Genomic DNA, 16,176 nt, shown 5'->3' with positions numbered 1-16,176 from the left:
AGAATGCCGCTAATCACTGGGGTCGCTCGCGTGCAGGAACGCCTCCAGGCTGGGGGCAAGAGCTGCCATCTGCTCCGGGACCAGCCGGTACAGCACGTAGTAGCCCTCGCGGCGGCGCTCGACCAGGCCTGCCTCGCTCAGCAGGCGCAGCTGCTTGGAGAGACCGGCCTCGGTGATTCCGACGAGGGGGGCGAGCTCCTGCGTGCTGCGTGGCTGTTCGGCGATCAGCCGCAGGGTGCGCAGGCGGGTGTCGTCGGCCAGTGCCCTGAGGATTCCCGTCAGCCGCGCCGGGGGAATGCGCGGGCGGGCCTCGCGGACGATGGAGGACGCGGGAAACACCAGCCCGAGCGGCCAGGGGCCGTCACAGTTGACGCGAACGTGCGGCCATACGTAAGCGCTGGGGGCGAGGACGAGCTGTTTTTCCGGCGTGATCTCGACGTCATGGTCGTGCGGTCGCTCCAGCCAGACCCGCCCGGCCTCGGGTTCGCTGCGCACCTCCGGCCACAGGCCACGGAACAGGGTGTACAGACCGTGCTCGGCGATCTGACGACCGGCCTCGGTGACGCTTTCGGCGAGAGTCGGCTCGATGCGCTGCCACTCGTGTGAGAACGCTTCCTCCCAGTAGCGCTCCAGCATCTCCAGAAACCGCTCCAACAGGGAGGCAGGCTCATCGAGCAGCAGCCTGGCCAGCCTCTGATCGCCTGTTGCCCCTGCTTGCTCGTCCAGTCGACGGCGGACTTCGGGTTCGTTGAGGGCAGCGGGGTTCCTGCCAGGCCCGCCTCCCAACGGCTGACCACCCAGCGCGACTGCGAACTCCAGCTGCACCAGCTCCGGGTCGACCGAGCGCAGTTGTCGCAGTTCGTCCTCAAAGCCGAGCAGTTCACCCGTCGGCGACGGGAAGAAGAACTCCGGAAAGTAGGAACGGAAGGCGAAGGAGAACACGTCGATCTCGCGTTTCAGCGCCGGCGACAGCCTGCGCATGGCCCGTACCCAGGCGTGTTGGACGGGATGATGCTTGGGTTCCACCAGCACGTGCAGGCTCAGCACCGCCTCCATCGACGGCGAGTACGAGAACCCCACGAGTTCCGCGCCGGACGCGGGGATCCGGAAAGTGATGGTCATGGCGACATCATCACCGCGAGCCGACTGCCTTTGCTGGGACCGGCGCACCTGCTGGTCAGCCCGAACCCCGCACTCGCCCCGGAACACCCGGCCGTGCACGGGCCGACGGAACCCCGGCAACGCCGAAGGGCGGCCACCCGAAGGTGACCGCCCCTCAACTCAAGCGACTGCAGCCGCTCGCCTACTGGTTGTACGGACCGTAGTCGTAGTCCTCCAGCGGAACGGCCTGGCCGGAGCCCGTGCCGAACGGCGAGTAGTCGATGTCGTCGTAGCCGACGGCCGAGTACATCGCGGCCTTGGCCTCCTCGGTCGGCTCGACCCGGATGTTGCGGTAGCGGGACAGACCCGTACCGGCCGGGATGAGCTTACCGATGATGACGTTCTCCTTGAGGCCGATGAGCGAGTCGGACTTGGCGTTGATCGCCGCGTCCGTGAGGACTCGCGTCGTCTCCTGGAAGGACGCCGCCGACAGCCAGGACTCCGTGGCCAGCGAGGCCTTGGTGATACCCATGAGCTGCGGACGTCCGGAGGCCGGGTGACCGCCCTCCTGGACCACACGACGGTTCTCGGTCTCGAACTTCGAGCGCTCGACCAGCTCGCCGGGCAGCAGCTCGGCGTCGCCGGACTCGATGATCGTCACCCGGCGGAGCATCTGCCGGATGATGATCTCGATGTGCTTGTCGTGGATCGACACACCCTGCGAGTTGTAGACCTTCTGGACCTCGCCGACCAGGTGGACCTGGACGGCACGCTGACCCAGGATGCGCAGCACGTCGTGCGGGTTGGTGGCACCCACGGTGAGCTTCTGGCCCACCTCGACGTGCTCGCCCTCGCTGACCATCAGACGGGCACGCTTGGAGATGGGGTAGGCCATCTCGTCGCTGCCGTCGTCCGGGGTGACGACGATCTTCTTGGTCTTCTCGGTCTCCTCGATCCGCACGCGGCCGGAGGCCTCGGAGATCGGGGCGACACCCTTCGGGGTACGGGCCTCGAAGAGCTCGACGACACGCGGCAGACCCTGGGTGATGTCGTCACCGGCCACACCACCGGTGTGGAAGGTACGCATCGTCAGCTGGGTACCGGGCTCACCGATGGACTGGGCGGCGATGATGCCGACCGCCTCACCGATGTCGACCAGCTTGCCGGTGGCCAGGGAGCGGCCGTAGCACATGGCGCACGTGCCGACCTTGGACTCACAGGTCAGGATCGAGCGGGTCTTGACCTCCTCGACACCGTGGTGCACGAGCTGGTCGATGAGCACGTCGCCCAGGTCCACGTTGGCCGGCGCGATCACCTTGCCGTCGATGACGACGTCCTCGGCGAGCATGCGGGCGTAGACGCTGGTCTCGACATCCTCGGCCTTGCGCAGGACACCGGTCTCGTCCTTCGAGGCGATCCGCAGCTTCAGACCGCGCTCGGTACCGCAGTCCTCCTCGCGGATGATGACGTCCTGCGAGACGTCCACCAGACGACGGGTCAGGTAACCCGAGTCGGCGGTACGCAGGGCGGTGTCCGCCAGACCCTTACGGGCACCGTGCGTGGAGATGAAGTACTCCAGCACGGACAGACCCTCACGGAACGAGGCCTTGATGGGACGCGGGATCGTCTCGTTCTTCGCGTTCGACACCAGACCACGCATACCGGCGATCTGACGCATCTGCATCATGTTGCCTCGTGCACCCGAGTTCACCATCATGAAGATCGGGTTGGTCTTCGGGAAGTTGTCGTTCATCGCCTCGGCGACCTCGTTGGTCGCCTTGGTCCAGATCGCGATGAGCTCCTGCGTGCGCTCGTCCTTGGTGATCAGACCGCGCTCGTACTGCTTCTGGACCTTCTCGTCCTGCGCCTCGTACCCGCGGACGATCTCCTTCTTCGCCTCGGGAACGACGACGTCGGAGATGGCCACGGTGACACCGGAACGGGTCGCCCAGAAGAAGCCGGACGCCTTCAGGTTGTCGAGCGTCGCCGCCACGATGACCTTGGGGTAGCGCTCGGCGAGGTCGTTGACGATCTCGGAGAGCTGCTTCTTGCCGACCTCGTAGTCGACGAACGGGTAGTCCTCGGGCAGCAGCTCGTTGAAGAGCGCGCGGCCCAGCGTGGTCTTGAGGGTGAAGCTGTCACCCTGCTGCCACTCGGGCTCGCCCTCCTCGCGGGCCGGCGGGGTCCAGCCGCGCGGCGGGATGGTGCCCACCGGGAAGCGGATGTCCACGCGCGACTGCAGCGAGAGCTCGCCGGCGTCGAACGCCATGATCGCCTCGGCGGCCGACGAGAACGAGCGGTCCTCGCCCTTGATGTCGCGCATCTCGCCGTCGGTGGTGAGGAAGAACAGACCGAGGACCATGTCCTGGGTCGGCATCGTCACCGGACGGCCGTCGGCGGGCTTGAGGATGTTGTTCGAGGACAGCATCAGGATGCGGGCCTCGGCCTGCGCCTCCGCGGAGAGCGGCAGGTGGACGGCCATCTGGTCACCGTCGAAGTCCGCGTTGAACGCGGTGCAGACGAGCGGGTGGATCTGGATGGCCTTGCCCTCGACCAGCTGCGGCTCGAAGGCCTGGATGCCGAGGCGGTGCAGGGTGGGAGCACGGTTCAGCAGCACCGGGTGCTCGGCGATGACCTCTTCGAGGACGTCGTACACGACGGTGCGGCCGCGCTCCACCATGCGCTTGGCGCTCTTGATGTTCTGCGCGTGGTTGAGGTCCACGAGCCGCTTCATCACGAACGGCTTGAAGAGCTCCAGCGCCATCGCCTTCGGCAGACCGCACTGGTGCAGCTTCAGCTGCGGACCGACGACGATCACGGAACGCGCGGAGTAGTCCACACGCTTGCCGAGCAGGTTCTGACGGAATCGACCCTGCTTGCCCTTCAGCATGTCGCTGAGGGACTTCAGCGGGCGGTTACCGGGACCGGTGACCGGACGGCCACGGCGGCCGTTGTCGAACAGCGCGTCGACGGCCTCCTGGAGCATGCGCTTCTCGTTGTTCACGATGATCTCGGGCGCGCCGAGGTCGAGAAGCCGCTTCAGTCGGTTGTTCCGGTTGATCACACGGCGGTACAGGTCGTTCAGGTCGGAGGTCGCGAAGCGGCCACCGTCCAGCTGCACCATCGGGCGGAGGTCCGGCGGGATGACCGGCACACAGTCGAGCACCATGCCCTTGGGGCTGTTGCTGGTCTGCAGGAACGCGGAGACGACCTTGAGGCGCTTGAGCGCACGGGTCTTCTTCTGGCCCTTGCCGGTGCGGATGATCTCGCGGAGGCGCTCGGCCTCCTCGTCCAGGTCGAACGACTCCAGACGCTTCTGCAGCGCCGCGGCACCCATCGAACCGTCGAAGTACGTGCCGAAGCGGTCACGCAGCTCGCGGTAGAGGAGCTCGTCGCCCTCCAGGTCCTGGACCTTGAGGTTCTTGAACCGGGTCCACACCTCGTCGAGACGGTCGATCTCGCGCTGCGAACGGTCGCGCAGCTGCTTCATCTCACGCTCGGCGCCCTCGCGCACCTTGCGGCGCACATCGGCCTTGGCGCCCTCGGCCTCCAGCTCGGCCAGGTCGGTCTCGAGCTTCTTGGCGCGGGCCTCCAGGTCGGCGTCCCGGCGGTTCTCGATCTGCTGCCGCTCGACGGAGACGTGCGCCTCCAGGGAGGGCAGGTCGCGGGTGCGACGCTCCTCGTCGACGTACGTGATCATGTACGCCGCGAAGTAGATGACCTTCTCCAGGTCCTTCGGGGCGAGGTCGAGCAGGTAGCCCAGCCGCGACGGAACGCCCTTGAAGTACCAGATGTGGGTGACGGGAGCGGCGAGCTCGATGTGGCCCATCCGCTCACGGCGCACCTTGGCACGCGTGACCTCGACGCCACAGCGCTCACAGATGATGCCCTTGAAGCGGACACGCTTGTACTTGCCGCAGTAGCACTCCCAGTCCCGGGTCGGACCGAAGATCTTCTCGCAGAAGAGTCCGTCCTTTTCGGGCTTCAGGGTGCGGTAGTTGATCGTCTCGGGCTTCTTGACCTCGCCGTGGCTCCACTGACGGATGTCGTCAGCGGTGGCCAGACCGATCCGGAGCTCGTCGAAGAAGTTGACGTCGAGCACTATGCGTCAATCCCTCTCAGGGTTGTAAGTCATGGGGTCTGATACGGGGGTCCTGGGGCCGGCGGCCTTCATGGTGAAGGCCGCCGAACTCCCGTCAGACCTCTTCGACGCTGCTCGGCTCGCGCCGGGACAGGTCGATGCCAAGCTCCTCCGCAGCGCGGAAGACGTCCTCGTCGGTGTCGCGCATCTCGATGGACATGCCGTCCGAGGACAGCACCTCCACGTTGAGGCACAGGGACTGCATCTCCTTGATGAGCACCTTGAAGGACTCGGGGATGCCGGGCTCGGGGATGTTCTCGCCCTTGACGATGGCCTCGTAGACCTTCACACGGCCGGTGACGTCGTCGGACTTGATGGTCAGCAGCTCCTGGAGGGCGTACGCGGCGCCGTAAGCCTCCAGCGCCCACACCTCCATCTCACCGAAGCGCTGGCCACCGAACTGGGCCTTACCACCCAGCGGCTGCTGGGTGATCATCGAGTACGGACCGGTCGACCGGGCGTGCAGCTTGTCGTCGACCAGGTGGTGCAGCTTGAGGATGTACATGTAGCCGACCGAGATCGGCTCCGGGAACGGCTCACCCGAGCGGCCGTCGAACAGCGGCGCCTTGCCGGACGGAAGCACCATGCGCTCGCCGTCACGGTTCGGGATCGTGTGCTCCAGCAGACCGGCGAGCTCGTCCTCGCGGGCACCGTCGAAGACCGGGGTCGCGACGTTGGTGCCGGGGGCGACGGAGTCGGCGCCGATGACCTGGAGCCGCTGCGCCCACTCGTCGGCGAGACCGGAGACGTCCCAGCCGCGGCTGGCGAGCCAGCCGAGGTGGATCTCCAGCACCTGTCCCGGGTTCATTCGGGACGGGACGCCGAGCGGGTTGAGGATGATGTCGACCGGGGTACCGTCCTCCAGGAACGGCATGTCCTCGATCGGCAGGATCTTGGAGATGACGCCCTTGTTGCCGTGACGGCCGGCGAGCTTGTCACCATCGGTGATCTTGCGCTTCTGCGCCACGTACACGCGCACCAGCTGGTTGACACCGGGGGGAAGCTCGTCGCCCTCCTCGCGGTCGAAGACGCGGACGCCGATGACCTTGCCGGTCTCGCCGTGCGGCACCTTCAGCGAGGTGTCACGGACCTCACGGGCCTTCTCACCGAAGATCGCGCGGAGCAGGCGCTCCTCGGGCGTCAGCTCGGTCTCACCCTTGGGCGTGACCTTGCCGACGAGGATGTCACCGGCGATGACCTCCGCACCGATGCGGATGATGCCGCGCTCGTCGAGGTCGGCGAGGACCTCCTCGGAGACGTTCGGGATGTCCCGGGTGATCTCCTCGGGGCCGAGCTTGGTGTCACGGGCGTCGACCTCGTGCTCCTCGATGTGGATCGAGGAGAGGACGTCGTCCTGCACGAGGCGCTGCGACAGGATGATCGCGTCCTCGTAGTTGTGACCCTCCCACGGCATGAACGCGACCAGCAGGTTCTTGCCGAGCGCCATCTCGCCGTTCTGGGTGGCCGGACCGTCGGCGAGGACCTGGCCCTCGATGATCCGGTCGCCCTCGTTGACGATGACCTTCTGGTTGACCGAGGTGCCCTGGTTGGAGCGGGCGAACTTGGCCAGGCGGTACGTGATGTACGTGCCGTCGTCGTTGGCCGTGGTGATGTAGTCCGCGGAGACCTCCTGGACCACACCGGGCTTCTCGGCCTTGACCACGTCGCCGGCGTCGACGGCGGAGCGGTACTCCATGCCGGTGCCGACGAGCGGGGACTCGCTCTTGATGAGCGGCACGGCCTGACGCATCATGTTCGCGCCCATGAGGGCACGGTTGGCGTCGTCGTGCTCGAGGAACGGGATCATGGCGGTCGCGACCGACACCATCTGGCGCGGCGAGACGTCCATGTAGTCCACGTCGTCACCGGCGACGTAGTCGACCTCGCCACCACGACGGCGGACCAGCACGCGGTTCTCGGCGAACCGCATGTCGTCGTTGAGCGTGGCGTTGGCCTGCGCGATGACGAACCGGTCCTCCTCGTCGGCCGTCAGGTAGTCCACCTCGTCGGTGACCTGACCGTCGACGACCTTGCGGTACGGCGTCTCCACGAAACCGAACGCGTTGACGCGGCCGTAGGAGGCGAGCGAACCGATCAGACCGATGTTCGGGCCTTCAGGGGTCTCAATGGGGCACATACGGCCGTAGTGAGACGGGTGCACGTCACGGACCTCGAAGCCGGCCCGCTCACGCGACAGACCACCGGGACCCAGCGCCGAGAGACGACGCTTGTGCGTCAGACCCGACAGCGGGTTGTTCTGGTCCATGAACTGCGACAGCTGGCTGGTGCCGAAGAACTCCTTGATGGAGGCGACGACCGGCCGGATGTTGATCAGGGTCTGGGGCGTGATCGCCTCGACGTCCTGGGTCGTCATGCGCTCGCGGACGACACGCTCCATACGCGCCAGACCCGTACGGACCTGGTTCTGGATGAGCTCGCCGACGCTGCGCAGACGACGGTTGCCGAAGTGGTCGATGTCGTCGGTCTCGACGACGATCGTCTGGCCGTTGTCGGCGGCCGTCTCGGTCTCGCCCGCGTGCAGCTTCACCAGGTACTTGATCGTCGAGATGACGTCCTCGACGGTCAGGACGCCCGCGTCGAGCGGAGCCTCCGCACCCAGCTTCTTGTTGACCTTGTAGCGGCCGACCTTCGCGAGGTCGTAGCGCTTGGGGTTGAAGTACAGGTTCTCGAGCAGCGTCTGCGCGGCCTCACGCGTGGGGGGCTCGCCCGGACGCAGCTTGCGGTAGATGTCGAGCAGCGCGTCGTCCTGGCCCTGGGTGTGGTCCTTCTCCAGGGTGGCGCGCATGGACTCGTACTCGCCGAACTCCTCCAGGATCTGCTCGGTGGTCCAGCCGAGGGCCTTGAGGAGGACGGTCACGGACTGCTTGCGCTTGCGGTCGATACGGACACCGACCATGTCGCGCTTGTCGATCTCCATCTCCAGCCAGGCACCCCGGGACGGGATGATCTTGGCGGAGAAGATGTCCTTGTCGGACGTCTTGTCGATCGAGGAGTCGAAGTAGACGCCCGGCGAACGGACCAGCTGCGACACGACGACACGCTCGGTGCCGTTGATGACGAAGGTGCCCTTGTTGGTCATGAGCGGGAAGTCGCCCATGAAGACCGTCTGGGACTTGATCTCACCGGTCTCGTTGTTGGTGAACTCGGCCGTGACGAAGAGCGGGGCGGCGTACGTGAAGTCGCGCTCCTTGCACTCGTCGATGCTGTTCTTCGGCGGCTCGAAGCGGTGGTCGCGGAAGGTCAGCGACATCGACCCGGAGAAGTCCTCGATCGGGGAGATCTCCTCGAAGATCTCCTCCAGACCGGACTTGGTGGGGACGTCCTGACCGGACTCCAGAGCCTCCTCGACCCGACTCTGCCAGGCGGTGTTCCCGAGCAGCCAGTCAAAGCTCTCGGTCTGCAGCGCGAGCAGGTTGGGAACCTCAAGAGGCTCCTTGATCTTTGCAAAGGAGATGCGCAGCGGGGCGGTGCTGGCGCCGTTGTTCGTATTCGCGGTCGAGGCGTTGCGCGAGGCGGCCAAGAGGGGGTCCTTCCGAGGGCTCGGACTCACTACGCGCGTACCGGCCCCTCTCCTGTGCAAAGCGAGCAGGCTGTTCCTGAACTGACAGAAAAGCCAGGTCAGAAATGATCTGTTCGTCGATGCTCAAGCGAGGGCATGCCCCTGGTGACGGGCAGGGGACAGCTAACAGGCAGCGCAAAGGGTCAGTGTAGCCACTTGGCACACTGATGTCCAGTGCGGGTTTCTCGAGACCCTCGTTGTTCTCAACACCTGCGCAAGCCCACGCCCTCAATGCACGTTGATACTGCCCTCTTCGCCGTCGATCCATGCCTCGGAGTTCGGATCGGTGTGACGACGCGTCCTGAGAATTGCGCGCTGCGTGCGGTTCGTCAAGGCCCCTCATACCCCATCCCGGTGCCGCGATCGTCACTCGCGACTCGTCACCTGGGGCGTTCGGGGCAGGACGAAGATCACCATACTCGTCGCCACCGACACTGCAAGGCAGCCGTCGCTCGACGTCCCGGAACGCCGAAGGGCGACCACCCAGTTGGGTGATCGCCCTTCAGTGCTTCCGCGTTACAGCTTCGAACAAACTTTTGACACGCGTCTCAGAACTGTCCGGAACCGTCCCGCGCGGATCCTCGCGGATCCCGAGGTGCTGGCGGACCAGCGAGGCCTTACTTGACCTCGACGGAGGCGCCGGCGCCCTTGAGGGACTCGGCGGCCTTCTCCGCGGCGTCCTTGGCGACCTTCTCGAGAACGGGCTTCGGGGCGCCGTCCACGAGGTCCTTGGCCTCCTTCAGGCCCAGGGAGGTCAGCTCACGCACGACCTTGATGACCTGGATCTTCTTGTCGCCGGCACCGGTGAGGATGACGTCGAACTCGTCCTTCTCCTCCTCGACCGGGGCGGCCGGGCCACCCTGGGCCGGGCCCGCGACGGCGACGGCCGCGGCGGCGGTGACGTCGAACTTCTCCTCGAACGCCTTCACGAACTCGGAGAGCTCGATGAGGGTCATCTCCTCGAACTGCGCGAGCAGGTCTTCCTGGCTGAGCTTCGCCATGATGGGCGATCCTTCCACTAATTCGGCAGGTGCCGGATGTATCGAAACGGCGGGCGTACTTACGGCCCGCTACGACCCGCGCCTCAGGCGGCGCTGATCAATGCGCGAGCCGAGTTACTCGGCACCGCCCTGCTCGTCCTGCTTGGCGCGAAGAGCGTCCACCGTGCGGACGAGCTTCGAGGGAAGCGCCTGGAAGAGCTGAGCAGTCTGGGACTGCTTGCCCTTGAAGGCACCCGCCAGCTTGGAGAGCAGAACCTCGCGGGACTCGAGGTCCGCAAGCTTCTTGATCTCGTCGGCGGACAGCGCCTTGCCGTCAAGGACACCGCCCTTGATGACGAGGTTCGGGTTGTCCTTGGCGAAGTCACGAAGACCCTTCGCCGACGTCACCGGGTCACCGGTGATGAAGGCAACCGCCGTCGGACCGTTGAACAGGTCGTCGAGCGTCGAGATCCCGGCCTCGTTGGCCGCGATCTTGGTCAGCGTGTTCTTCACCACGGCGTACTGGGCGTCTTCACCGAGCGAACGGCGCAGATTCTTGAGCTGCGCCACAGTGAGACCCCGGTACTCGGTCAGCACGGCGGCGTTCGAGCTACGGAACTGCTCCGTGAGCTCGGCCACCGCGGCAGCCTTGTCGGGCCTTGCCATAGAGCGTCGGCCTCCTTCCGGGTGATGAGGACCGCTCGGAAGGGGCTGGGGAAACGAAACGCCCCGGCGCAGGCGCACGGGGCGTGGCTCAACCGGACGAATTCCGTACGATCACGGAACCGGACCAGGAGCAACTTCCACAGTCACCTGCGCGGGTCGTCCGCAGTTCAGCGGATCCTTCGGCCACCGAGCCCTCTCACGAGCACACGGCAACGACCAGCGGTCTTTGGCTTCTCCGGAAGCGTACGGGACCGTGTCCCCGTCAAGCAAATCCGGTGGTTTCAACTCCCAGGAAGGCGGTTCAGCAGGTCTTCGTAGTCGACCGTCTCCGCGGCCGGCGGCTCCTCGGTGGTGACGTCGAGACCGTGGTCGCTGTAGTAGGCCGTGGACTCCAGCGCGCCGTTCGCCGTGTCGCCGCGTTCGACCTTCTTGACCATGAGGTCGTCGTCGTTGATCCAGATGTCGATGGCGGCGGCGGTGACGCCGGACGCCTTCAGTTGTTCCTCCAACCCTGCACGTGTCTCCTCCCCCAGGTTCGCGTTCCGCTTCCGCAGGTCGTCGACGTCCACCGTGCCCGCGTAGTGGGTGGTCGGCTCACCGCGCACCTGCTCCTCGCCGACCCTCTCGACGTCCCCGGAGGCCAGCAGCAGCCGTACGGAGTGGTTCGGTGTGACGCTCCGCAGATGCTCCGTCATGTAGGCGCCGGAGGCACCGCCGATCACTTCGTCCATGTCCTCGTACGCGTACCTGATCCACCGTTTGCCGCCGTACCGGCCGGCGAACAGGTCACCCATGTCGGCGAAGTAGGCGTCGGGCAGATAGCGGGCCCGCGTGGACGTGACGCCCAGCCGGCGCATCCGGTCGGCCGCCTGGCCGCCGGTGTAGGTGAGGGTCAGGGTGCCGTCCAGGCCGTCCGCCCAGTCGATCTCGCCGTCCGCCGCGAAGGACATCAGGTCGCCGAGGCTCCCGGTGGACTCGATCCGCGACGAGTCGGCGTCGCCCGTGGACCTGTCGGCGAGCCTCAGGGCGGCGAAGAGGTCGGCCTTCTCCTCTCCCCCGCCCGGTTCCGAGGCTCCGCAGGCCGCCACCCCCGTCAGCGCGGCCGCTACCGCGAACGACAGGACCGTACGACGACACCTGGCCGTCCTGGTCATGCGTGCCCACCCCCCAGGGAGATTGCCGTGCCCCGCCCACCAGGGCAGCACACTCACGAGCGCATGCCCACCCGTACGCGGGAAAGACCCGAGAGAAGCCCGCGAGAGGCCCGTACGGCAAAAAGGGACGAGCCCCGCACCTCGAAAGGTTGCGGGGCTCGTCCTCGGGCGTTGCGTCCGCGACGCGGCTGCCGGTGAGCGTCAGGCTCAGACGGCGGCCGGGTCCTCCTCGACGAGGAGGTTGCGGGTGCGGTTGGAGTCGATCGGAATGCCGGGGCCGATCGTGGTGCTGATCGCGGCCTTCTTGATGTAGCGCCCCTTGGCGGCCGACGGCTTCAGACGGAGGATCTCCTCCAGCGCCGCGGCGTAGTTCTCCACCAGCTTGGTGTCGTCGAACGACGTCTTGCCGATGATGAAGTGCAGGTTCGAGTGCTTGTCCACGCGGAACTCGATCTTGCCGCCCTTGATGTCGTTGACGGCCTTCACGACGTCCGGGGTCACGGTGCCGGTCTTGGGGTTCGGCATGAGACCACGGGGACCGAGCACGCGGCCCAGGCGGCCGACCTTGCCCATGAGGTCCGGGGTGGCGACGACGGCGTCGAAGTCCAGACGGCCCTTGGCCACCTCGTCGATCAGTTCGTCGGAGCCGACGATGTCGGCGCCGGCGGCGGTCGCGGCCTCGGCACGGTCACCGGTCGCGAAGACCAGGACCCGGGCGGTCTTACCGGTGCCGTGCGGGAGGTTCACGGTGCCACGAACCATCTGGTCGGCCTTGCGCGGGTCGACACCCAGACGGAAGGCGACCTCGACGGTGCCGTCGAACTTGGAGGTGGAGGTCTCCTTGGCGAGACGGACGGCCTCGAGCGGGGCGTAGAGCTTGTCCCGGTCGACCTTGGCGTCCGCAGCGCGGAGAGCCTTGCTGCGCTTGCTCACAACTGCTCCTGTGTGTTCTAAAAGGAGTCGTGGTGTACGGGCCGAGCAGGCCCTACCACGTGCGGCCTCGCGAGCCGCGTGGTTCTACGAAGGTGGGGTTCAGCCCTCGACCGTGATGCCCATGGAACGGGCCGTGCCGGCGATGATCTTCGACGCGGCGTCCAGGTCGTTGGCGTTCAGGTCGGGGAGCTTGGTCGTGGCGATCTCACGGACCTGCGCCTCGGTGATCTTGGCGACCTTGGTCTTGTGCGGCTCGCCGGAGCCCTTCTCGACACCCGCGGCCTTGAGGATCATCTTCGCGGCCGGCGGCGTCTTGGTGACGAAGGTGAAGGAGCGGTCCTCGTAGACCGTGATCTCCACCGGGATCACCCAGCCACGCTGCGACTCGGTCGCGGCGTTGTAGGCCTTGCAGAACTCCATGATGTTGACGCCGTGCTGACCGAGCGCGGGGCCGACCGGCGGGGCGGGGTTCGCCGCACCGGCGTTGATCTGGAGCTTGATGAGCCCCGTGACCTTCTTCTTCTTGGGAGGCATTACTCTCCGGGTCCTTTCGATTCGAGTGCGCCCTCATCCGGTTCGCGGCCAGATGAAGGCATACCGCACAACGATAGCGGGTATAGATGCGCGGCCAAAAACCGAGCAGGTCAGACAAGCTGCGGAGAGCTTGCCCGACCTGGTCGGAAGCGTGGGTTGTGTCGCTCCGAAGAACTCAGTTCTTCTGAATCTGGTCGAACGACAGCTCGACCGGGGTCTCGCGGCCGAAGATCTCCACAAGACCCTTGACCTTCTTCGAGTCCGCGTTGATCTCGTTGATGGTCGCCTGCAGCGTGGCGAACGGGCCGTCCGTGACGGTGACCGAGTCGCCGACCTCGAAGTCCAGCACCTGGACCTCGACCTTGCGGGCGGGAGCCGGCTTGCCCTCGGCCTCGGCGGCCTCACGGGCGGCCTTCTCCTCGGCCTCCGGGGCGAGCATCTTGACGATCTCGTCCAGGGTCAGCGGGTACGGGTCGTAGGCGTTGCCCACGAAGCCGGTGACGCCGGGGGTGTTGCGCACGACGCCCCAGGACTCGTTCGTCAGGTCCATGCGGACGAGCACGTATCCGGGGAGCTTGTTCTGGCGGATCGTCTTGCGCTCGCCGTTCTTGATCTGCGCGACCTCTTCCTGCGGCACCTCGGCCTGGAAGATGAAGTCCTCGACGTTCAGCGAGACGGCACGCTGTTCGAGGTTGGTCTTCACGCGGTTCTCGTAACCGGCGTACGTGTGGATGACGTACCACTCGCCGGGCAGAGTCCGCAGTTCCTCACGCAGGGCCTCGACGGGGTCGACCGGCTCGGTCTCCTCCTCGACGGCCTCGTCGGCCGCCTCTTCGTCGTCGGCGTCGTCCACGTCGGCTTCCTCGACGTGCACGGCCGCTTCCTCGGCCGGCTCCCCCGCCTCGGCCTCCGCAGCCTCGAACTCGTCGACCTCGTCCGCTCCCTCGACGATGTCGAGCTCATCATCCACGGACTTGTCCGGCTCGATGGCGTCGTTCAGGTTCGGGTCAGACACGTGGCTGCTTCTTCCTGGATGCATGGGGGTGGAACACGCGAAAGGGGCGCCAGGTTACGGCGCCCTTCGCTCTCGGCTCAGCCGAAGACGTACTTGGCGGCCTTGTCGAGTCCGAAGTCAATCACAGTAACAAGACCGATCATGATGACGACGAAGACAATGACCACCGTGGTGTAGGTCGTCAGCTGGGAGCGGGTCGGCCAGACGACCTTCCGCAGCTCCGCGACGATCTGGCGGTAGAAGAGCGCGAGGCGCTTCAGCGGGCCCTTCTTGGCGCGCTTGCCGCCCTTGCGGGTCTTCTTCTTGTCCTCGGGCACCTCGTCCTGGGCATCAGGCGTGTCGATGGAGCCCACGGCGTCCGTCATTCATCCTCACCTGATTCCGGTCCGGGTCGTGGCCGTGCCGCGCCCGGTCTGAGCCGCACGGCGGAACATTGCTGTACGTACATGCGCACACATCCTGGCGTGAGGAGTGTGTAGCAGGGCCGGAGGGACTTGAACCCCCAACCGCTGGTTTTGGAGACCAGTGCTCTACCAATTGAGCTACGACCCTTTGCGGTTCTCCCCCAACGTACCGCATCCGACCGAGTGCTCGGTGTGCACCTGGTGGGCGCGGCCGGTGAAGGCCAACGAGGAGAGAGCATACGTGGTCCGGGGCCTGCCGTCGAACAGAAAGGGTCCGTAGGGGCGTTGATCGACGAAGATCGACCGTTCCCGGACCCGGATACGGACGGTTGTTCCCGAACTGTTCACTGGGTGAAACCCGTGTGCCGGGCGCGTTTCCGGTCTGGAACGATGGGCCCCATGAGCGCTGCAACCCCTCCCACCGAGCGCCGGGTCTCCGCCCGAGTCGGTGCGATCTCCGAGTCCGCCACCCTCGCCGTGGACGCCAAGGCCAAGGCCCTCAAGGCCGCCGGACGTCCGGTGATCGGCTTCGGCGCCGGTGAGCCCGACTTCCCGACCCCGGACTACATCGTCGAGGCGGCCGTCGAGGCCTGCAAGAACCCGAAGTACCACCGCTACACGCCGGCCGGCGGTCTGCCCGAGCTGAAGGCCGCGATCGCCGCGAAGACCCTGCGCGATTCCGGTTACGAGGTCGACCCGTCGCAGGTCCTCGTCACCAACGGCGGCAAGCAGGCCATCTACGAGGCGTTCGCCGCGATCCTCGACCCGGGCGACGAGGTGATCGTCCCGGCGCCGTACTGGACGACCTACCCGGAGTCGATCCGTCTCGCCGGCGGTGTCCCGGTGGAGGTCGTCGCCGACGAGACCACCGGCTACCGCGTCTCCGTCGAGCAGCTCGAGGCGGCCCGCACGGAGCAGACGAAGGTCGTCCTGTTCGTCTCCCCCTCCAACCCGACCGGCGCGGTCTACAGCGCCGAGGACGCCGAGGCGATCGGCCGCTGGGCCGTCGAACACGGCCTGTGGGTGATGACCGACGAGATCTACGAGCACCTGGTCTACGGCGACGCCACGTTCACCTCGCTGCCCGCGATCCTGCCGGAGCTGCGCGACAAGTGCGTCGTGGTCAACGGCGTCGCCAAGACGTACGCCATGACCGGCTGGCGTGTCGGGTGGATCATCGGCCCGAAGGACGTGGTCAAGGCCGCGACGAACCTCCAGTCGCACGCCACGTCGAACGTGTCGAACGTGGCGCAGGTCGCCGCCCTCGCCGCCGTCTCCGGTGACCTGGACGCCGTCGCCGAGATGCGGGAGGCCTTCGACCGTCGCCGCAGGACGATCGTGCGGATGCTCAACGAGATCGACGGCGTGTTCTGCCCGGAGCCCGAGGGCGCGTTCTACGCCTACCCGTCGGTGAAGGAGCTGATCGGCAAGGAGATCCGCGGCAAGCGCCCCCAAAACACGGTCGAGCTGGCCGCGCTGATCCTGGAGGAGGTCGAGGTCGCGGTCGTTCCCGGCGAGGCGTTCGGCACGCCCGGCTATCTGCGCCTGTCGTACGCCCTGGGTGACGAGGATCTCGTCGAGGGTGTCTCCCGCGTGCAGAAGCTGCTGGCGGAGGCGACGGACTGACGTCCTGGGCGTTCGCGGGGCCGCGTCCGGATGTCCGGATGC

General features: G+C 66.5%; 11 protein-coding genes and 1 tRNA gene. 1 reads left to right on the top strand and 11 read right to left on the bottom strand.

Features of this window, described 5'->3' with window-relative positions; genetic code table 11:
* Positions 1-9: 9 nt before the first annotated feature.
* The 11 genes from ACFY9I_RS13585 to ACFY9I_RS13535 form a co-directional block, all read right to left on the bottom strand.
* Positions 10-1,122, bottom strand: coding sequence for a DUF5937 family protein (locus tag ACFY9I_RS13585; RefSeq protein ID WP_391000876.1), 1,113 nt, complete (start codon positions 1,120-1,122; stop codon positions 10-12).
* Between the two features lie 181 nt (positions 1,123-1,303).
* Positions 1,304-5,203 carry a DNA-directed RNA polymerase subunit beta' gene (locus tag ACFY9I_RS13580; RefSeq protein ID WP_391000874.1) on the bottom strand — a complete coding sequence of 1,300 codons (3,900 nt, stop codon included), beginning with the start codon at positions 5,201-5,203 and terminating at the stop codon, positions 1,304-1,306.
* Between the two features lie 94 nt (positions 5,204-5,297).
* Complete coding sequence (gene rpoB / locus ACFY9I_RS13575; RefSeq protein ID WP_391000871.1) at positions 5,298-8,783, bottom strand: DNA-directed RNA polymerase subunit beta; 3,486 nt, start codon at positions 8,781-8,783, stop codon at positions 5,298-5,300.
* A gap of 656 nt (positions 8,784-9,439) precedes the next feature.
* A complete protein-coding gene (gene rplL, locus ACFY9I_RS13570) occupies positions 9,440-9,823 on the bottom strand; it encodes a 50S ribosomal protein L7/L12 (protein WP_030039747.1) in 384 nt (127 codons plus the stop codon).
* A 114-nt stretch (positions 9,824-9,937) separates the two neighbouring features.
* Positions 9,938-10,468, bottom strand: coding sequence for a 50S ribosomal protein L10 (gene rplJ / locus ACFY9I_RS13565; protein WP_033528319.1), 531 nt, complete (start codon positions 10,466-10,468; stop codon positions 9,938-9,940).
* Positions 10,469-10,749: 281 nt separating this feature from the next.
* On the bottom strand, positions 10,750-11,622 hold the full coding sequence (locus ACFY9I_RS13560; protein ID WP_391000867.1) for a hypothetical protein: 873 nt from the start codon (positions 11,620-11,622) through the stop codon (positions 10,750-10,752).
* Positions 11,623-11,829: 207 nt separating this feature from the next.
* A complete protein-coding gene (gene rplA / locus ACFY9I_RS13555; protein WP_033528317.1) occupies positions 11,830-12,555 on the bottom strand; it encodes a 50S ribosomal protein L1 in 726 nt (241 codons plus the stop codon).
* Between the two features lie 99 nt (positions 12,556-12,654).
* Positions 12,655-13,089, bottom strand: a complete 435-nt coding sequence (gene rplK / locus ACFY9I_RS13550) for a 50S ribosomal protein L11 (protein ID WP_005481290.1) — start codon at positions 13,087-13,089, stop codon at positions 12,655-12,657.
* 175 nt (positions 13,090-13,264) lie between these two features.
* Complete coding sequence (gene nusG / locus ACFY9I_RS13545; protein WP_391000863.1) at positions 13,265-14,104, bottom strand: transcription termination/antitermination protein NusG; 840 nt, start codon at positions 14,102-14,104, stop codon at positions 13,265-13,267.
* Between the two features lie 77 nt (positions 14,105-14,181).
* Positions 14,182-14,469 carry a preprotein translocase subunit SecE gene (gene secE / locus ACFY9I_RS13540; RefSeq protein ID WP_033528314.1) on the bottom strand — a complete coding sequence of 96 codons (288 nt, stop codon included), beginning with the start codon at positions 14,467-14,469 and terminating at the stop codon, positions 14,182-14,184.
* Positions 14,470-14,583: 114 nt separating this feature from the next.
* A tRNA-Trp gene (locus ACFY9I_RS13535) sits at positions 14,584-14,656 on the bottom strand.
* Between the two features lie 251 nt (positions 14,657-14,907).
* Between ACFY9I_RS13535 and ACFY9I_RS13530 the strand changes: the two genes are divergently transcribed.
* Positions 14,908-16,134, top strand: coding sequence for an aminotransferase class I/II-fold pyridoxal phosphate-dependent enzyme (locus tag ACFY9I_RS13530; RefSeq protein ID WP_391000860.1), 1,227 nt, complete (start codon positions 14,908-14,910; stop codon positions 16,132-16,134).
* Positions 16,135-16,176 lie beyond the last annotated feature (42 nt).

This window comes from Streptomyces sp. NPDC012510 (assembly GCF_042955065.1).
In the GTDB taxonomy this organism is placed as follows: Bacteria; Actinomycetota; Actinomycetes; order Streptomycetales; family Streptomycetaceae; genus Streptomyces.
The sequence above is the reverse complement of the archived record's forward strand: the minus strand, read 5'-3'. Positions and strand labels throughout refer to the sequence as shown.